This is a genomic window from Negadavirga shengliensis, assembly GCF_042652345.1.
GTDB lineage: Bacteria > Bacteroidota > Bacteroidia > Cytophagales > Cyclobacteriaceae > Negadavirga > Negadavirga shengliensis.
In genome coordinates this window covers 447,694-467,022 of record NZ_JBHSJJ010000001.1, presented here as the reverse complement: position 1 = coordinate 467,022, position 19,329 = coordinate 447,694, and the positions used below count along the sequence as shown (strand labels likewise).

13 protein-coding genes are annotated in these 19,329 nt (G+C 47.4%); 2 read left to right on the top strand and 11 right to left on the bottom strand.

Annotation, left to right across the window (positions count from 1 at the left end; all coding sequences use genetic code 11):
* Entirely contained in the window at positions 1-3,381 is a 3,381-nt protein-coding gene (ileS, locus tag ACFPFU_RS01895) for an isoleucine--tRNA ligase (protein WP_377060939.1), read from the bottom strand.
* A gap of 833 nt (positions 3,382-4,214) precedes the next feature.
* The gene (locus tag ACFPFU_RS01890; protein ID WP_377060937.1) at positions 4,215-4,424 is read right to left on the bottom strand and encodes a hypothetical protein; all 210 of its coding nucleotides are present in this window, start codon (positions 4,422-4,424) and stop codon (positions 4,215-4,217) included.
* 329 nt (positions 4,425-4,753) lie between these two features.
* Between ACFPFU_RS01890 and ACFPFU_RS01885 the strand changes: the two genes are divergently transcribed.
* Positions 4,754-5,083, top strand: coding sequence for a DUF2335 domain-containing protein (locus ACFPFU_RS01885; RefSeq protein ID WP_377061393.1), 330 nt, complete (start codon positions 4,754-4,756; stop codon positions 5,081-5,083).
* 77 nt (positions 5,084-5,160) lie between these two features.
* On the opposite strand, the gene ACFPFU_RS01880 is transcribed toward ACFPFU_RS01885, so the two are convergent.
* The 8 genes from ACFPFU_RS01880 to dgt all read right to left on the bottom strand — a co-directional run bounded on the left by ACFPFU_RS01880 (position 5,161) and on the right by dgt (position 17,529).
* Positions 5,161-5,418: a nucleotidyltransferase domain-containing protein gene (locus tag ACFPFU_RS01880; protein ID WP_377060935.1), complete on the bottom strand. Its 258-nt coding sequence runs from the start codon at positions 5,416-5,418 to the stop codon at positions 5,161-5,163.
* Positions 5,419-6,120: 702 nt separating this feature from the next.
* Complete coding sequence (locus ACFPFU_RS01875; RefSeq protein WP_377060933.1) at positions 6,121-7,740, bottom strand: sulfatase family protein; 1,620 nt, start codon at positions 7,738-7,740, stop codon at positions 6,121-6,123.
* A 24-nt stretch (positions 7,741-7,764) separates the two neighbouring features.
* Complete coding sequence (locus ACFPFU_RS01870; RefSeq protein ID WP_377060931.1) at positions 7,765-9,216, bottom strand: sulfatase family protein; 1,452 nt, start codon at positions 9,214-9,216, stop codon at positions 7,765-7,767.
* 208 nt (positions 9,217-9,424) lie between these two features.
* The gene (locus ACFPFU_RS01865; RefSeq protein ID WP_377060930.1) at positions 9,425-10,915 is read right to left on the bottom strand and encodes a RagB/SusD family nutrient uptake outer membrane protein; all 1,491 of its coding nucleotides are present in this window, start codon (positions 10,913-10,915) and stop codon (positions 9,425-9,427) included.
* Between the two features lie 19 nt (positions 10,916-10,934).
* On the bottom strand, positions 10,935-14,360 hold the full coding sequence (locus ACFPFU_RS01860; protein ID WP_377060928.1) for a SusC/RagA family TonB-linked outer membrane protein: 3,426 nt from the start codon (positions 14,358-14,360) through the stop codon (positions 10,935-10,937).
* Positions 14,361-14,376: 16 nt separating this feature from the next.
* Complete coding sequence (locus ACFPFU_RS01855; protein ID WP_377060926.1) at positions 14,377-15,300, bottom strand: FecR family protein; 924 nt, start codon at positions 15,298-15,300, stop codon at positions 14,377-14,379.
* A gap of 151 nt (positions 15,301-15,451) precedes the next feature.
* On the bottom strand, positions 15,452-16,006 hold the full coding sequence (locus tag ACFPFU_RS01850; protein ID WP_377060925.1) for an RNA polymerase sigma factor: 555 nt from the start codon (positions 16,004-16,006) through the stop codon (positions 15,452-15,454).
* 194 nt (positions 16,007-16,200) lie between these two features.
* A complete protein-coding gene (gene dgt / locus ACFPFU_RS01845; RefSeq protein WP_377060923.1) occupies positions 16,201-17,529 on the bottom strand; it encodes a dGTP triphosphohydrolase in 1,329 nt (442 codons plus the stop codon).
* Positions 17,530-17,681: 152 nt separating this feature from the next.
* On the opposite strand from dgt, the gene ACFPFU_RS01840 reads away from it, so the two are divergent.
* The gene (locus tag ACFPFU_RS01840; protein WP_377060921.1) at positions 17,682-17,897 is read left to right on the top strand and encodes a hypothetical protein; all 216 of its coding nucleotides are present in this window, start codon (positions 17,682-17,684) and stop codon (positions 17,895-17,897) included.
* Between the two features lie 13 nt (positions 17,898-17,910).
* Here ACFPFU_RS01840 and ACFPFU_RS01835 read toward each other — a convergent pair whose 3' ends face one another.
* Complete coding sequence (locus ACFPFU_RS01835; protein WP_377060919.1) at positions 17,911-19,329, bottom strand: TolC family protein; 1,419 nt, start codon at positions 19,327-19,329, stop codon at positions 17,911-17,913.

Here is a 19,329-nt window from a genome sequence, read left to right as displayed (position 1 = left end):
TTACCGCACTTTCTCTATCTTGACCGTTAGTTCAAACTCGTCCATATCCAACAAGGTGCCTTCCTGAAGATCGCCGTTTACAGCCAACTCAAGCGCTTGGGTTTCTGCCTGTATATAACCCGAGAAGTTCAGCAAAGCGTTGTCCACTTCTTCACTGTATTTTGCCACTTTGATGTTGATCTTGTCCTGAACCTCAAGGCCCATGTCCTTGCGGAGATTCTGTATCCGGTTCACAAGGTCTCTGGCAATGCCTTCCTGTTTCAATGCTTCTGTCACCGTGACATCAAGGGCAACTGTGATCCCCCCGTCCGTGGCCACGGACCAGCCGGGAATATCCTGGGATTGGATCAATACTTCTTCCAGCGACAAAACCGCTTTTTCACCATCCAGGTCAATTTCCAGTTTCCCCTCTCTTTCAATGGCAGAGATTTCCTCCTTGCCCCATTGCTGCACAGCTTTGGCTACCAGCTTCATTTTGGGACCAAAACGCTTGCCCAAAAGCGGGAAATTGGGTTTGACACTCTTCACCAGAATACCGGAAGTATCATCGATGTACTCAATGGCTTTGATATTGACCTCCGCCTTGATCAGTTCCTCCACATGTTGGATCTGCCGCCGGGTGGTTTCGTTGAGCACAGGAATAAGAATCTTTTGCAAAGGCTGGCGCACCTTTAATTTTTCCTTTTTCCTGAGCGAATGCACCAGCGAAGAGATATCCTGTGCCAACTGCATGCTGCCTTCCAGGTCCTTGTCGATCAGGGAATCATCGCCCGACTCCCAGTCGGTCAGATGCACCGATTCAGGCACCTCCCTTTGTACAGATGCCGTAAGGTTCCTGTACAGCCAGTCCGCATAAAACGGGGCCACGGCAGACATCAACCTGGAAATGGCCATCAAGCACTCATACAGGGTTTCGTATGCGGCTTGCTTATCCGCACTCATGTCCCCTCTCCAAAACCGCTTCCTGGCCAACCGCACATACCAGTTGGACAATTGGTCCACGGTAAAGTTCATGATGGCCCGCGTGGCGGGTGTCACGTCATACCCGTCATAAGCTGTTTCCACCTCTTTGATCAGGGATTGCAGTTTCGAAACGATCCATTGATCCAGTTCTGCCCGTTCTTTGACCGGGATGCTCTTTTCTTTATCGTAAACGAATGCATCAAGGTTGGCATAAAGGGCAAAGAAATTATAAGTATTTTGCAGCGTGCCAAAGAACCGGCGCTGCACTTCCACCACCCCATCGATGTTGAATTTCAGGTTGTCCCAGGGATTGGCGTTGCTCAGCATGTACCACCGGAGGGCATCCGGTCCATGTTGTTTCAAGGTTTTAAACGGGTCCACCGCATTGCCGAGACGTTTGGACATCTTGTTGCCGTTTTTGTCCAGCACCAGGCCATTGGCGATCACATTTTTGAAAGAAACACTGTCAAAAAGCATCACCGCAAGGGTATGCAGGGTAAAGAACCAGCCCCGGGTTTGGTCCACGCCTTCGGCGATGAAATCCGCCGGGTAATTGGCTTTGAAGATGTCCTCGTTTTCAAAAGGATAGTGCCACTGCGCATAAGGCATGGCACCCGAGTCGAACCAGACGTCGATCAGGTCCGGTTCCCGGAACATCTTTTCCCCGTTTTCGGAAACCAGGATGATCTCATCCACATAAGGCCTGTGAAGGTCTACTTCCCCGTTCTTGAAAGGAGAGGCCTCCATATAACCTTTTTCAATGGATTGCTGTATTTCGGCTTCCAGCTCGGCGATGGAGCCTATACATTTGGAAGCGATACCATCCTCCGTTCTCCAGATGGGAAGGGGCGTGCCCCAGAACCGGGACCGGCTGAGGTTCCAGTCCACCAGGTTTTCCAGCCAGTTGCCGAAACGGCCCGTGCCCGTGGTTTCCGGCTTCCAGTTGATGGTCTTGTTGTGGGCCACCAGCTGCTCCTTGTAGGCGGTGGTCCGGATGAACCAGCTCTCCAGGGGATAATAAAGCACAGGCATGTCCGTCCTCCAGCAATGGGGGTAGCTGTGTTCGTATTTTTCTACCTTAAAGGCCTTGTTTTCATTTTTCAGGATGATGGAGATGATCACATCCGTGTTTTTGTATTCCGGTTCATTTTCATCATCCAGGGTATAATTTTTCACATAGAAATCATCCTCGCCGTACACTTTATGGGCGACGATGCCATGCTCCTGCATTTTTGCTTTCAGGTACCTGCCCATCACAGGCAAAAACCGGCCTTTTTTGTCCACAATGGGGATGTCATTTCCCTGCTCGTCCTTGACAAAAACCCCCGGAACGCCCTGCTGTTCCAAAGTACGGAAGTCATCCGCACCAAAGGCCTTGGCCAGGTGGACTACACCCGTACCGTCTTCGGTGGTTACATAATCCCCGGCGATTACCGTAAATGCGGGATGGGGAAGTTCCAGCCCGGTTACGGGGAACAATTGTTCATATTCCCAACCCAGCATGTCTTTGCCTTTGAAGGTTTCCACCACCTCGTACGGGATCACTTTGTCGCCCGGCTTGTAGTCGGCCAATGACGTATCAGCGCCTTTGGGATGGAAATAGGCGCCCATCCTTTCCTTTGCCAATACCACCGTTTGGGCTTGGTAAGTGTAAGGATTGAAAGTCCTGATTTTCACATAATCCAGCTTTTCGCCTATGGCGAGGGCCGAATTGGATGGCAGGGTCCATGGCGTGGTGGTCCAGGCCAAAATATAAGTATCCTGCTGTCCTTTTACCTTAAACTGGGCCGTGACGGAAGTGTCTTTAACATCCCGGTAGCATCCCGGCTGGTTCAGTTCATGCGAGCTGAGTCCGGTGCCGGCCGCGGGCGAATAAGGTTGTATGGTATAGCCTTTGTAAAGCAGGTCCTTTTCATACAGTTTTTTCAAGAGGTACCAGAGGCTTTCGATGTATTGGGAATCAAAGGTGATATAGGGATCATCCAGGTCCACCCAGTAGCCAATCTTCTCCGTAAGGTCATCCCATTCGTCTTTGTAACGCATCACCGTTTCCCGGCATTTGCGGTTGTATTCTTCTACGGATATGGTTTTTCCTATGTCTTCTTTGGTAATGCCCAGTTCTTTTTCCACCTGTAGTTCCACGGGAAGGCCGTGGGTATCCCAACCGCCTTTTCTTTTCACCTGAAATCCTTTCAGGGTCTTGTATCGGCAAAACACGTCCTTGATGGCACGGGCCATCACATGGTGGATACCCGGGGTGCCGTTTGCGGAAGGCGGGCCCTCGTAGAAGGTGAAAGTGGGTGCCCCTTCCCTGGTTTTGACGGATTTTTCGAATATCCCCTTGGTTTTCCAGAATGCCAGTATCTCCTCTCCTATGCCCGGGTAATCTACCTGTTTGAACTCCTGATATTGCTTCACTGTAATGATTTGGTTGAAATATTGTCACTTTTTCCGAAGGAGGGCCATTTTTGTTTGATTAAATCCCAACCCCCTCAAAAGGAGGCGTAAAGTTAATAGAAAAGTAGGGTATATGTATGGCAAAAATGGAAAAAGTGTCTTTCTTCCCTACTGGCGCCCATGTCCGCTGATTTAACGTCAGTTTCGGCAGAATAAGGCAGTAGCTCTTTAGGAACGCGAAGTCCTTAATAAGGTAGGCACGACCGATCTTGAACCATCGTGAATCGCTTGTCGCCACGGGCCTTTTTTCTTATGGGTCATCCATGCCAGGATTAAACAAAAGATGTCTAAATAATGAATGCTGAACGCCGAATATATGTATATCCCTTATTCCCTATTTTTTGCTTCTTGAATAATGTGTGAAAAGGGGATCGTAGGGACTATAAAAAACACAAAGGACCACCCCCACAAACAACAACCATTTTAAACTATTCATGAGGAATGCGGGAAGCTTTCGGCTTGCATCCCCCCTTGTCTTCATATCCAGATAGGGATAGGAACTGCAGGGGAGAGGAGGAAGGTTTTGTATAGCTTATGATAAGCTCAAATATGGATAAAACACGGATAAAATACGGGTAAAACACGGATTTTATAGCTCTTGTCACCTACTTATCCTCCCCCGGGCATGGGGACATCCTGCCCGGGGACTGGGTGGACTATGGTTACATCTACGGGACATCAACAGGAGATTTTGGGAATAAGGAGACGGATAGGGAAGGATATAGAGATTCAGGGACCCTGATCATACCAATACCCTAGAAACAGGCAGAACTTGAAATGATGAGGTTAAGGCTCTAATCCAATTCCCTCAGGCAAACAACGGGTTGATCCAGCTTTAGATGGTCGATGACAATCAACGAATCCGGGCTCAGCGCATACAGTTTCCCTCCCGAAAACAGGACTTTGTCCAAGTTCGCTAATTTTTTTCTTTCGTCATCCAAACTCAGCTTGATGTAAACCCTGTTTTTTATCTTTTTTTCCCGAAAATCAGCTGTATTGATCAAGAAGATCCAAAAGAAATTTGGATGGTTTTCTTTTTTGATTGGCCTTGGTAAAGTTCTAAATATCTGGGGGGATTTTCCCAAAGTTAAATCAATTGATCCCAATAGGGACATAAGAATGATAAGCCGTGATTGGCAAAATGTGGGGGATGACATTAGAAAATCGGCTAGGACTTACAAAACAGAGAAAAATACCGACTCTTTAGTGGAAATAGATTAATGCGTAAAACACCCAAAAGCCAGAAACATCCTCCCACGGAGAACAATTCAGAGATTGAAGCCGCTTTAAAGAAAGTCGCACCCAAAGAAGTGAGCTAATATCGGGTTGAAGAATAATTCGAAATTATCATTCAGGTCCTCTGCCGACGCCGGAAACTTTGAATGAATACAATCTTATAATCACTAATGGTGCCGATCGAATAATGCAAATGGCAGAATTGGAGCAAAAACATAGACATGCTATCGAGAATAGATTGACTAGAAGACAGTTGAACCAAAGTTTTAACGGTCAGATTTTTGGGTTGATTATTGCACTTACGGCACTGTATGTTGGTTTTCAGTTGGTAATGCATGACTATGAAACAGCGGGAGCGGTTCTTTTAGGCTCTACTATAGTTTCTTTAGTGGCTTTGTTTGTAATTGGAAGAAAATTAAAGTCCTGATAGGCTGAGTTTTATGTCCCTTTAAACCTAAAATAGGTTTAATTTTAACCTCACAACTTACCCGATCACTGCAACATCTAACTTTTAAGATAAAAAACCTTCCCCACGCCATCAATATGCCCGATCAAGTCCTTGTTTCGGATATGCTGTTTGATAGACAGGTCAATTTTGTAAGGCAACAGCAAATCGTCCAGTCTGTCTTCGATTTCCATTTGCTCACTGAGATTCAGGTGTTCCCCCTCCATCGTAAGGTCTATATTTGAGCCGGGGCGGAGGTTCCCCTTTGCCCTCGAGCCATATATAATGACCCTTTCGATATAGGGGATAGGATGCATATACCCCGTTGATTTGGTTGATGTCGTCTTCCCCAAGCCCGTATTTCATTTCTCAAGCAGTTTTTCCTCTTTGATAATGTCATCACCCTCACCAAAAAAAGGTTTCATCAAAAACCCCGTCCGAATAATATTCGGTTTGGATATGGGTAACCGCCTGGTCCAATTTATCCAGGGCCTTTTTGAAGTTAGAAAACCTTTGTTCCCATCGGGTATCATTTTGGCTTGTCCATGTGATTCGATTTATACGGTATGGTAAAGATAGGGCTTTTTAAGGCTATGCAAAACCCGATTATTCATGGAATCAACTGCCGGGAAAGCGGATTCGATGTTAGAATTAGGGTTCTAGTGTTAAGTCAAGTATGAAATGTCGGATTTCTGTTGTTCCCCATTGGTTCCGCAAATGTCCACGGATTGCACTAATTAGCACGAAGGAAGATTTTTGATTTAAAAAAAGCCGTTTAAATTAGAATATTCTTCCATAAAATTAGTCAATTAGTGGAATTAGTGGACAAAAAATCGACGAGATTTCCGTCAATTTACTCTTGACATGACACTAGAAGGATGCCACCCATGTGGTTCAACCCCCCGGAATACCTAATGAAGATCCTATGAGAGCCATAGGAGAATAATTTCCTTCTATCTAAAAATCCCCTGACTGCGTAGCTTTCAGGGGATTTTTTCTACTTTCCATGGAGCTTACCGCTATCTGTTGTCATACACTTTCATATAGGCATCCAGGAATTTTTGGTTGTTTTCATCACTGTCGCCATATTTTTCCCGCATTTCATCAAGTCTCTCATGCATCATTTCACGGACCTCGCTGTAGGAAGGGTCGTCATATACATTGCGAAGTTCCTCCGGGTCGGTTTCCAAGTCGTAAAGCTCCCATTCATCAATATCGTAGTAAAAATGCATCAGCTTGTACCGGTCCGTGGCCACGCCGTAATGCCTTTTGACCATATGGACCGACGGATATTCGTAGTACGTGTAGTAAACCGCATCCCTCCATTCATTGCTCTCACCGTTCAGCAATTGCCGGAAAGACGCGCCCTGCATGTCCTCAGGAACGGGTACTCCCGCATAATCCAGGAATGTGGGGGCAAAGTCCAGATTTTGTACCAAATGGTCGATGACGGTGCCAGGTTGGATTTCCCTGGGGTACTTGACCAACAACGGCGTCCTGAAGGACTGTTCATACATAAAGCGCTTATCAAACCAGCCATGTTCGCCGAGATAAAAGCCCTGGTCGGAGGTATAGACCACAATGGTGTTGTCGGCAAGGCCGTTTTTTTCCAGATAGTCCAACACTTCCCCCACGCCGTCGTCCACGGACTGTATGGTCCTTAAATAATCCTTGATGTAACGGTTGTACTTCCAGACACCGATTTCCCTTCGCTTTGCATCCCCGAAAGTGGATTCATCCCCCTTGCCATATGCCTGCTTAAATGCTTCATTTTTTGGATCATATGCAGCTTTCCACTGTTCCAGTTGTTCCTTATTGAACCTGGCCAGTTCCCTGGAAAATCCTGTACTGTCCCCTTTAGGATCCACCACCATTTTGAAATCGTGTCCCCATTGGGCATGGCCATCTATTTCCATTTCCTGGGTTTTGGCCGCGGTTCCCCTCCCTGCGTAACCGGACTCGGCATCCAAATAGGTGGGGGGAGGCGTAAAGGTGGTGTCATCAAATAATGTCAGGTATTCCGGTGCGGGTTGCCAGTTTCTGTGCGGGGCTTTTTGGTGGTACATCAGCAGGAAGGGCTTGTCGGGGTCACGGTCTTCTTTGAGCCATTTGAGTGCGTGCTCGGTGGTGATGTCGGTCACGTAGCCTTCGATCCGCGTCCTTTCCCCGTTGATCAGAAAGTCCGGATTGTAATAGTGCCCTTGTCCGGGAAGTACCATGCTGTAGTCAAAACCCTGCGGCAATCCATCCAGATGGATTTTGCCTATCATGGCTGTAGCGTAGCCATTGGCCTGTAAAAGCTTTGGAAAACTTTCCTGGTCCCAGTCAAACGGCTGCACGTTGTCGACTTTGCCGTTGACAAAACTGTGTTTTCCGGTCAAAACGACGGCCCTGCTGGGGGCGCAAATGGAATTGGTCACCGTGGCCCTGGAAAACAAAGCCCCTTCCTGGGCGATCCTGTCGATATTGGGGGTGTGGTTGAACTGGTGACCGTAAGCGCTGATGGCCTGGTAGGCGTGATCATCAGACATGATGAAGATAATATTGGGTCTGTCTTCTTGTTTTTGTTCGTTCGGTTGATTACAGGAGTAGAGGTTCAAAAGCGCAGCTCCTGTCAAAATAACAATAAGGTTTTTCATGGTATATGTAAAATTAATTTTCACTTAATTAATCTGACCCGGAGGGCGTCTGTTCTTGCCTTCCACACCGGTAATATCGTCGCCCAAATCTTCCCTGGCGCTATCCGCCAGTTCCAATAGGCGTGTCACAATATCGGGATAGGTATCCTTCACGTCATAGCGTTCCCCAGGATCTCTTCTCAGATCATACAGGGCCATCCCGGTCTGAACCTGACGAGTGGGGCCAAAATTTCCGTCCATACCTGGAACCAGATCTTCATATGATCTGGAGGGGTGAGGCAGTACAAGTTTCCAATTATCCATCCGAACGGCTTCCAGGGAATTTTTCTGAAAATAATAGTAAAATTCCTTTCTTGGTCCGGGACCGGGTTGATTTTTTAATACCGAGAGGATACTGACTCCATCTATTCTTCTTTTAGGAAGAGGCACGTCCAGTATCTCTGCAAATGTAGGCAATAAATCAATGGTAGACGAAAGCTTGTTGGTGACCGTTCCGGGGGGAATGGTACCGGGCCACCTCATGATACACGGAACCCTTTGTCCCCCCTCATAAGTGGTGGCTTTTCCCTCACGAAGGCCGCCGGCTGATCCCGCGTGGTTCCCAAAGTTAAGCCAGGGGCCATTGTCTGAAGTAAATATGACCAGGGTATTGTCACTTAAACCATGCCTATCCAGGGAACTCATGATCTCCCCCACGGACCAATCGATTTCCATGATCACATCTCCGTATAGCCCCTGTTCGCTTTTGCCCCGGAATTTATCAGATACTCCAAGCGGCACGTGGGGCATGGAGTGAGGCACATACAGAAAAAACGGATTGTCCTTGTTTTCAGCGATGAAACGAACCGCCTGTTCTGTATATAGTGTAGTGAGATTATTTTGGCCCTCCATATCCGATATCAGACGATAGACCGTATCAGCCGCCAAGATGGGCAGTTCAGGATAGCTGGCCTTGGCGGCGTGGGTTTCAGGAGTGGCGAGCTGCATATCGTAGGTCCACTTCCACATGTCATTGGAATAGGGCAGCCCGAGAAATTCATCAAAACCCTGTCTGGTGGGCAGAAAGGGAGGCAAATGCCCCAAATGCCATTTGCCAAAAATGGCCGTCCGGTAATCCCCCGCTTTCTTTACCAATTCAGCAAGAGTCTCTTCCTCCGGATTTAACCCAATGGTCGCATGGGGGTTCAACGCTCCGCTCAGGCCTATCCTATTGGGATAGGTTCCTGTCAATATCCCTGCGCGGGAAGCCGAACATACCGCCTGCGCCACTTCGAAGTTGGTAAAGCGCATCCCCTGAGCAGCCAGTTTATCCAGATTGGGCGTCTCCAAATCCACCGCACCATAGCTGACCAAGTCCCCATATCCCATATCATCAGCAAATATCAGGACAATATTGGGCAGGTTTTTCTCAACACTTTGGCACCAAACGGAAGTAGTGTACAACAGAAAACTTGCTGAAATGAGTAACTTTTTCATATGATTATAATTTTTTCTCAATAGGCCATATGGAATCTCGCATGATAGATAATCATCCCAGTTTGTGACGATCTCGTCATGCTCGATTTCATAATATCTATTAGCATCCGAAATCGGAAGAATTAAATAATATGGGCATCCCGGTAACTATGGGCATCCCGGTAACTATGGGAATGCCCGTTTTTGCATGTGATCTTTTTGCAACGAATCAATAGCCGGGATTCTGGGTCAGCTCAGGGTTGAGATCAAGTTCGCGCTGTGGGATGGGCATCAGTATCATGTGCTCTCTAATGTTTTGTGCGATCTCAACCTTATTGGACTCTGCCACACTGGCCTCATAGGCTGCATGCTCCTTCATGCGCTCCACAAATCTACCTGTCCTTACCAGGTCAAACCACCTGTGACCTTCCTGCGCGAGTTCTTTCCTTCGTTCTTCCCACACAACTTCCCTGAATTCATCAGGTGATAAACCGCTGAGATTCTTATCGGCCGATCTGTGAGCCCTTTCCCTAATCCTGTTTAGATAAGGATGTGCCTGGCCCGTCTCACCTATTTCATTAAGCGCTTCAGCATACATCAAAAGGGCATCAGCGTAGCGGATTACATGAATATTGGCACCGCTAAAGTTTGAATTGGGCTGGTTTTCCTCCCAGTATTTCACAAAAATGGGTATGGATGAAGTGTGAACGGAGCCATCAATCAGACTGACAAAATCCTTTCTGAAAGTGCCTGCCTTTCTCTGGTCATCATCTTCAAATCGGTCATATAGATCCCGAGTGGGAATATCTGCCTCGTTGGAGTTCACCAAACCCAGGACTTCAAAACCTCCTGGCAACGAATATTTTGGTCCCTGAAGTACCATGGCTGAATTCCCTCTTCCCGGGGGAGCCATATATTCAATGGAAAAGACAGATTCCGGTCCCCATTCTGTGGCGTCTTCCCAATTGGCCCGGTAGCTATCATGCAATCCATAGCCGTATTCTCCTTCATTTTCAATTACTTCCCTGAGTTTATCTGCCGCTTTTCCATACTCATGTTGGGTCAGGTACACTTTTCCGAGCAATATCTTGGCGGCGCCCCTTGTGGCCCTACCCAATTCAGAGGAAGGATAGGAAACGGGCAGGCCGTTCTCTGCGTCCTCAAGGTCCGCAATGATCTGCTGGTAAACCAGGTCTTTGGATGTTCTGGAGGTATAAGCATCCTGAATCGATTCCAGCTTTAGGATCAGGGGAACATCTCCAAAGAACCTGACCAGGTTAAAGTAATAAAGTGCCCGGAGAAACTTGACCTCACCCAGCATCCTGTTTTTTGCCGTTTCACCCATTTCTATATCGGGGATATTCGCAATCGCAAAATTGGCCCGGGATATCCCCGAGTAGTTGCTGGTCCACATATTTGAGACAAATTGGTTTTCGGAAGTATGCCTCAGGTATTCGAGGTTTTGAAGAAATTGATTGGGCATACCCAGGCCATTTTTCTCATCATCAGCGGGCAATTCATTCAACAAAAACATCAGCCTGTCGTAAATGCTATACAACTGCTGGTAGACAGCCGCAACGGCCGCCTCTGCATCTTCCTGGCTCCCGTAAAAATTGGATTCTACAAACCGGTCCTTGGGAGACTCCTGCAAGAAATTATCCATACATGCGGTGCTGTTAAACAATACAGCTGCCAATAATAGTTTTGATATATTTTTCATGATCCTTTTTGTGTCTTGTTTAGAAATTAGCTTTGACGCCAAACATCACGGTTCTGGACTGGGGATATCCGCCAAAATCCTCGCCTAACTGCAGGTTGCTGGCACCTCTGTAACTCACTTCCGGGTCATATCCGGTATAGTTGGTAAAGGTCAGCACATTTTGCCCCGTAGCGTAAATCTTGAGGTTAGACAGGGTTTTGGACTGCAAATTGGGGAAGGTATATCCCAAAGACAGGGTTTTTAGCTTGAGAAATGAACCATCCTCAATAAACACATCACTGAATACCGCCGATCTGTTGGTCGTGGCTACGGGATGAGTTGCGTTTGGATTCCCGGGGGTCCATCTGTCTTTCAATTCAGTGTAAACATTTTGTCCACCTGTCGGCAACAATAGTTCCATGGCGTTATAATTAAACAAGTCCCCTCCATATGAGTATTGAAAAAAAGCATTCAGTTCCAAGCCTTTGTAGCTGAAGGTATTACTAAATCCTCCAAAGAAATCAGGGTTTGGATCTCCAATAACAGTACGGTCATAGTTGGCATTGACAATCCCGTCCGGTTCGCCATTGGGCCCGCCTAGGTCTTTGTACCTTCTGCCCCCTAGCCAATTGGTAGGACCGGCTGGTGCTGAAGCCAGTTCTTCAGCGCTGCGAATGATACCGTCCGACACAAATCCATAGAACAGGCCAATGGGCTGTCCTACTATCAGGCGATGTACAGATCCGGTTTTGAGGTGACCATCTCCGTCCCCAATGTCCTTATAGGGTTCTCCGCCCAGTTCCAGTATTTTGTTGCGGTTAAAGGATATATTGAATGATGAAGTCCACCGGAAATCCGCTCTTGCTACGAGATCTCCTTCTAGGGACAGTTCCACTCCCCTGTTTTGGACACTTCCTATATTTTGAAGGGATGAAGAAAATCCGGAGGCATTGGGAATGGCCACGTCATAAATCAAATCAGTGGTCTTCTTGTTGTAATAGTCTGCTGTAATCCTCAGTCGCTCGTCCATAAATCCTATGTCCAGTCCAAGGTCAAACTGACCCGTTCTTTCCCATTTTAAATCCGGATTGGGGATCTTATTGGGGAAAAAGCCGGTTACCAGACTTCGGCCGAAAGTGTATGTGTTGTTGCCTAGGGTCGGCAGGGAGTTGTACAGTCCGATTTCCTGATTACCTGTCAGCCCATAGGACACGCGGAGCTTGAGATTGGAAAGCAGGGAAGAATTTTTTAAAAAATCCTCCTCTATCAGCCGCCACGCAAAAGCGCCGGAAGGAAAAAAGGCGTACTTGTTATTGGCCCCAAAGCGGGATGAGCCGTCGATTCGCCCATTGATGGAAATGAGGTACTTTTCATTCAGGTTATAATTGATTCTTCCCAGGTATGACACGAGACTCCATTCCATATTGGAAGAACCGGGTTGATTGTACACGGCTCCGGAACCCAAGGAATTCTCTTCCAGAATATCATTGACAAAACCCTGGGCGGCAGCGGAGACATTTTCAAAACGGTTCCGCTGAAAAGTGATTCCCCCTAAAACAGTGATTGACTGCCTGTCATCTATTCTCTTGTTCCAGGTAAGTGTGTTTTCATTCAACCAGTTGGTGGTAAACGCTCCTGTGATACCTGCCCTTGCCACTCCCGCAGACTCAAATACCTTGGAGGGAATGTACATGTCCATTTTAGTATTGACCATATCTGTACCTACTGACACCTTGGCGGTAAGGTTAGGGATAAACTCCCACTGGGCATACATATTGCCCAATATCCTCAACATGGTGGACTCCCTCACCTGTTCTCTGGCAGTGGCCACAGGATTCGGATAAATAATACCCGGACTGTTGACCTGGGTGTAGCGTCCCAACGATTCATCGGAGTATATGGGCAAAACAGGATTGAATTTCATGGCTCCTGTCACCACGCCATTTTGCCCTCCTGCATCAGTAGGCACGGCGTTGGAATAGGTGTGACTGCTGTTCAGATTCACTCCCGCTCTGAGATTTTCCTTGATATTCCTGTTGAGGTTTACCCTGCCCGAATATCTCTTGAAACCGGAGTTGATGATCACTCCTTCCTGATTAAAGTAGTTTCCGGAAATGGAATAATTCGTTTTATTATCGCCGCCGGAGAAAGTAAGCTGGTAGTTTTGAATAGGGGCGCTTTGGAATATTTCCCGTTGCCAATCGGTTCCAGTTGGATTGGCTTGGAGTTCCGCTATCTTGGCTGCGTCGTATACAGGTTGTAGGCCATCGTTCTGATAGGCTTCATTCACCAGCAAAGCATAATCATAGGCATTCATAACATCAATATTCCTCACTGTCTGCTGCACCCCATAATAGGCATCAAAGGAGATTTGATCTCTGCCTTCTTTTCCGCTTTTGGTCGTAATAAGTACCACGCCGTTGGCAGCCCTGGCTCCATAGATGGCTGTGGCAGATGCATCTTTGAGTATCTCAATGGATTCAATATCGGCCGGATTGATAGCGGACAGCCCACTGACCCTGGCGTTTCCGCCGGTCTGTCCATATCCCTCCCCGCTATATACGGGAAAGCCGTCGATTACGTATAGTGGTTCGTTGCCTCCCTGAAGTGAACTGGAGCCCCTGATCCTGATAGAAGCAACAGCTCCAGGCATGCCGGAGGTTTGGGTTACCTGTACCCCGGCGGCCCTTCCCACCAAGCCCTGATCAATCGAAGTAATAGGGGTCTCTTGTATCTCGGCAACTTTTACGGAGGCCACAGAGCCGGTAAGATCACTCTTCTTCACCGCCCCGTATCCAATAACCACCACTTCATTCAGTGCCTCCAAATTGTCCACCAACATCACATTGATCACCGTTTGGTTGCCTACAGATATTTCTCTGGTGTCAAATCCTATAAATGAAAAGACCAGGACAGGATCTGCTACTGATTCGGGGATAGAGATGCTATAGCTTCCGTCTAGGTCGGAGGATGTCCCGATGCTGGTGCCTTTTAGCACTATGGTGGCCCCCGGCAGGGATTGCCCGCTGGATTCCGTAATTTTACCGGTCACCACCCGTTCTACGGTCTCCTGACGAATCAATGTCTGGTTTGAAACTTTGTGGAACGGTGTCAATTGTTTTTCCTCTTTGGTGTAAATCACGATATAGTTTTTCCGCAACTCCTCGAAATCCGCCCCAAGAGGCTCCAACAACTCCTTCAATACTTCCCAATGGTCGTCTTTGTAGACGGGAAAGGTAATCATTTGACCGTCCAGTAGATCTTTCCGGTATAAGAATGACAAACCGTATTGTTCACTTAGCTGAGCAATGGCTTTTCTGAAGGTCACCCGACCGGCTATTCTATATTCCGGCTGTGAAACGACTTGCGGCTTGTTCAGGGATATTAAGGATTGGCTTTTGGCCATCCCAAAGTGTCCCGGTATAAGCAAGCACAGTAAAATGGATGTGGTAAATAATTTTTTCATACGTTGTTTTTTGGGTTTATATTTGACTGTTATCTTTTTGTTTCCTGATGATCACTTGGTTGCCACTGACCCGGATATCAAGACCCGTTACTAGGTGCAGCGCTCTGATCAATACGGTCAGTTCATCTGATGGCACTTTACCTTCCAATGCGATCTCCTTGTCGGCTTCATCCGCGAACACTACCTTTTTTCCATAGGTCCTCTCTATGATTTGGGCCAGTTCACCCAGCGTCATATTGTCCAAAAGGATATACCGGTCTTTCCAGGATATGTAGCTTTCGGGATCCACGATCTGAAGGCTGAACTGTCCACTGGCAGGATGGTATTCTACGCGTTCGCCAGGATTCATGGTTACCGATTCTTCTTTACTAGGGATCTTGACGGCAACCTTGCCTTCCTGTAGCGTCACTGATTCCATCTCCCTTAAGTTGCTTACATTGAATGCTGTCCCTAGTACCTGGACGGTCAGCTCCCCTGCCTTTACCTGGAATTTTACCGGTTGCCCATTTACCCGGTACTTCTTCACCTCAAAGAATGCTTCGCCTTCCAGGCTCACCTCACGCGACTTCAAAACATACCATTTCAATGGGGAATAGGATAGGGTTGAATTGCTATTGAGCGTCACTTTACTTCCATCCGGTAAAATCTCTTTCCCTATCTGGCCATAGGTGGTATCAAAGCTGCTTTCATATGAAAAAGCCAAAAAACCCAGCAACATCCCTACCGCCAATACAGCCGCCACTCGCCATACTTTTGCAATCATCCACCTTTGGTCTTTTTCGGTTTGCCTGTCCCCCTCCCTAATATTTATCTCAGAGAACAACCTTTCCTTCTCCCGGGCTTTTAAGGTTTCGGAAATGGGAACATGACGAAAGCCCACCTTTTTAAAAAGTCCTTTATCATCCGGGAAGTCATGGAAAATGTTTTTTTTCTTTTTCATATTCAGATATGGATCAGCCTTCAAATGGAAGGCAAATGTTCATTCGGTTTGCTGTTTATTATTGTAGAGGGAATTTTGCTCAACAGATACTCACAGAATCAGAAAAAATCTCAGAAAAATTAAAATCAGCTATCAGCTTCTTTGTCGAACCTTATTTCAATAAACTTAAAATCAGCGGGTTATCTCTCAATTCCTTATATGCCCTCTGGAGATTGTTCAATACCGACTGGTATGCGATTCCTTGTATGGCACTGATTTCCTGAGGTGACAAATCCTCATAATATCTGAGATAAACCGCTTCTTTTTGTCTGTCGGGTAATGCGTTGATCGCTTTCGCCAGTTTTTTGCATTTGATTTGATTATGTTCTGAGTGGATCAAAAAATCCTCGTGGGTGTATTGAAAGTTCAGTTGCTCTGTATTAAAAATGTGGGTTTGTGTGAGGCGTTTTCTTTCCGATTTTTGTAAACTTATGAGTTTGCGCCTGGCCGATACGAACAGGTAAGCCTTCAGGGATTGGATGGCATCCAGATTGTTTCTGGACTTCCAAAGCTCCAAGAACAATTCCTGTATGGCGTGAAAAACCAGTTCCTCATCAACAGAAAATTTCCTTAGGTAAGAAACCAATGATTCGAAATACTGATCATAGACCTTGGAGAAAGCGTCTTTCTTTGCCTTCAATTCGTCCAGTTTTTCGCTATTGGTCACTGTTTTTGTACAAAAATATTAAAAGCCATGCCGTCTGAAAGTTAACAACTAACCACAACAAAAACCAAACTTGAAAAAATAATGGATAGGTTAGGAACTGAAAACCAGATAAAAGCAGTCTTTTCCAAGCTAACAGCGACATGATAGCCTGTACGGAATCCAACACATAAATCGGGATGGGTATCGGCAGGAAATCACCCCCCGGGGAGACTGATCCCTTTTACCCGCCGGTACAGGGAAAGGGCGTATTTGTCGGTCATGCCCGAAATAAAATCCAACAGAGCTCTCAATAACGGGTAGGGTTTGCTGAATTTTTCGGGGGCAAAATCCTCGGGGAGAAGACGTAGGATGCTTTTATCCTGCCCAGACAACCGATCTTTTTGGAAATGGAAATGGTAAACCGCTTGAGAAAAGCACGCCAAAAGGCCCTCAATCACCTGAAATCCCGCGGCCTCTTTTTCCAAAACCTGTTTGGAACGGTAGATCTTTTGCACTGAAAGCTTGCTTATCTTTTCCAAAATAGGGGCAGAAGGGATCATCTCCGTCAAAGCACTGTCGAAATATCCCATGAGCATGTTTTCTTCTTCCCTTTCGAAGACGGCGACTGTTTCGGATACCAGTTGGTTGATGGCCATGGCCCGCATGATGGCCAGCTTTTGTCTGGGGCTGGGGTATGCTTTTAATTTTTGCGGCGAAAACCTGTCCCCGATGATTTCCGCCAGAAGGGCTATGACCTCATCCAGTGGAACCAGACCTAAGGTGCAGCCGTCCTCCAAGTCGATGATGCTGTAACAGATATCATCCGCTGCCTCCACCAAAAAAGCAAGGGGGTGTCTCAGCCAGCTGTTTTGGGTACAGCTGTGAACCCCCAGACTTTCCGCAAGCGCCTGGAATGCCGTGAGGTCATTGGAAAAGAAGCCGTATTTTTTTTGGCTTCGCCTGCCCGACACTTTATCTTTCAACAAAGACGGTCTTGGGTATTTGGTGAAAGCCGCCAGGGCAGCAGGGGAGATATTGAGGCCGTTTTCTTTGGCCAATAGCATCCGGAACCCCTGGGCATTGCCTTCAAAGGCCACCAGGTCAGCCCATGAGGCTTCCTCCAGATGGTCTTGCCAAATCTTCCCATACGCATGGAACCTGAAAAAATCCGAAATGGCTTCTTCGCCCGCGTGCCCAAAAGGGGGATTGCCGATATCATGGGCCAAGGCGGCGGCCGCGACAATGGCGCCGATATCAGAGGAGTTGACTCCTTTTTGCTTAAGATTGGAGTATTTTTCTATTAAAAATTGGCCGGCTGATTTGCCCAATGACCGGCCAACACTGGACACTTCCAGACTGTGGGTAAGCCGTGTATGTACAAAGTCGCTTTCCGGCAAGGGGAACACCTGGGTTTTATCCTGCAGGTTCCTGAAGGGTGCCGAGAAGACAATCCTGTCAAAATCCCGTTCAAATTGGCTTCTATACAGTTCAGTTCCGGTGCCTGATTCGCTTGTCGGCAACAAAAGTTTTTCCCAGTTCATCATGATGCTCAAAAATACTACAATATAATTTTAGTTGCGAGAGTTGGGGCAACTTGTCTGTCGTGGCAGACCGGATGGGAGGGGATTTTGCTGTTCAGGAAAGTCTGTAAGAGCCGCCAATTCGGGGATGTTGTTTTAAATTCTCCCCGGGGCACATGTTTCCGGGCGTTTCCACGGATACCTTCTTGGTGAGTAAAAATGCCTTCCAGCTGGACGGATGGCGGTTTTTTCTGCTACTCGGTTCCCTGGTCAGTGCTTTGTTGTCCACGGATGACACGGATTACCACGAATTGCAACAGCACCCAGGGTTATTGGTTGTGGTTGCGGGCCTGATTTTTTTCAGGCACTTTGCATCTTGGCGCATGTTTTAGCCGTTGCCAAAATTTACTGCCAGCCACCCCCCAAAGAGCGGTACAGATCCACAACGGTGAGAAACATCTGCTTTCGGGTATTGGTCTTGTTGAGTTCGGCCTCCAATACCCGGGACTGGGCGGTTATCACTTCCAGGTAACTGGCATATCCGCCTCTGAACAGTTCATTGGCCGTGGTCACTGCGTTGAGGAGCACGGCGGTTTCCTCGTCTCTGAGGCTGTAAACCTGTCTCAGGTTTTCCACCCTTTGCATTTTGTTGGATACCTCCTGGTAACCTTCCAGGATGGCTTGCTGATAATTATAGAGGGCGATTTTGTTGGCGGAGATGGCCTGATCATACCCCGCCCGGATCTGGTTCCGGGCAAAGATGGGAGCAGTTATTCCCCCTAACAAGCCAATGGTCATCCCGCCCGGCATTTTCATCGCGGCGGGCAGGCTCCGGTCATTGAGCCCAATGTATGGGGTGAAATTAAGGGAGGGTAGAAATTCAGCCCTGGCGGCTTCTATGTTATAGTTGGCCGCTTTCAGCTCCAGTTCGGCCTGCTGGATGTCGGGCCTTCTCAACAGCATGCCCGCCGGCACACCTACTTCCATGGCATTGGGAAGTTTGATTTCCATCAAAGAACCAGCTCTTTCTATGGGCTGGGGAAACCGGCCTAAAAGGAAGTTCAGTCCGTTTTCGGTTTCAATGATCTCTTGCCTCTTTTCATATAGGAGGCTTTTAGTGGAAAGGAGTTGGGCCGCAAACTGCTGGACAGCCAGTTCCGTGGCTCTTCCTGCCATTTTTTGGATTTTGATCAGCTCAAGGGCCATTTCCTGGTACTCGATATTTCTTTCGATGGTCTCAAGTTCTATATCCATGCCGAGCAACTCGTAATACAGCCGGGCGATTTCTGCCACCATAGAGGTAACCACCAGATGTTTGCCCATTTGGGTGGCCAGAAATTGATGGAAAGCGGCCTCCCGTCGGTTCTTCAGTTTGCCCCAGATATCTATTTCCCAATTACTTTGGAAACCTATAAAATTGTTTTCAAGACGGTTGACCACGTTCCGGTCACCGTTGACGGTTCCATTAAGCAGGTTGGGCCGGACATCTCCGGACCTGTAGCGGATGATTCCGTCCATAGTGGGGTAAAGCATGCCCCTCCTCACCCGGAAATCTGCCTGGGCGATTTCTATCCTTTCCAGCGCCGTGAGCAGATCCAGATTGTTTTCGAGTCCTTCTTCTATCAGATAGACTAGGTTAGGATCGTTGAAGAATTCCTGCCAGGAAATGTCACCGATACTGGCAGAATCCTGCACTTCCAAAAAGGCTTCAGGGACCTCCTCCATTTTAGGCATGGTGGGAGGCTCTATCGCCTTGCAGGAAAACATCAACGCTATTATTCCAATAAAGCCAAAACGCATTAAACTGTGCTTCTCAATCAACAT

Bases quoted from the DNA above. Each gene is read 5' to 3' on its own strand.
- ACFPFU_RS01880 (WP_377060935.1), bottom strand. From the start codon at position 5,418: ATGCATCCTATCCCCTATATCGAAAGGGTCATTATATATGGCTCGAGG.
- ACFPFU_RS01875 (WP_377060933.1), bottom strand. From the start codon at position 7,740: ATGAAAAACCTTATTGTTATTTTGACAGGAGCTGCGCTTTTGAACCTC.
- ACFPFU_RS01870 (WP_377060931.1), bottom strand. From the start codon at position 9,216: ATGAAAAAGTTACTCATTTCAGCAAGTTTTCTGTTGTACACTACTTCC.
- ACFPFU_RS01865 (WP_377060930.1), bottom strand. From the start codon at position 10,915: ATGAAAAATATATCAAAACTATTATTGGCAGCTGTATTGTTTAACAGC.
- ACFPFU_RS01860 (WP_377060928.1), bottom strand. From the start codon at position 14,360: ATGAAAAAATTATTTACCACATCCATTTTACTGTGCTTGCTTATACCG.
- ACFPFU_RS01855 (WP_377060926.1), bottom strand. From the start codon at position 15,300: ATGAAAAAGAAAAAAAACATTTTCCATGACTTCCCGGATGATAAAGGA.
- dgt (WP_377060923.1), bottom strand. From the start codon at position 17,529: ATGATGAACTGGGAAAAACTTTTGTTGCCGACAAGCGAATCAGGCACC.
- ACFPFU_RS01840 (WP_377060921.1), top strand. From the start codon at position 17,682: ATGTTTCCGGGCGTTTCCACGGATACCTTCTTGGTGAGTAAAAATGCC.
- ACFPFU_RS01835 (WP_377060919.1), bottom strand. From the start codon at position 19,329: ATGTTGATTGAGAAGCACAGTTTAATGCGTTTTGGCTTTATTGGAATA.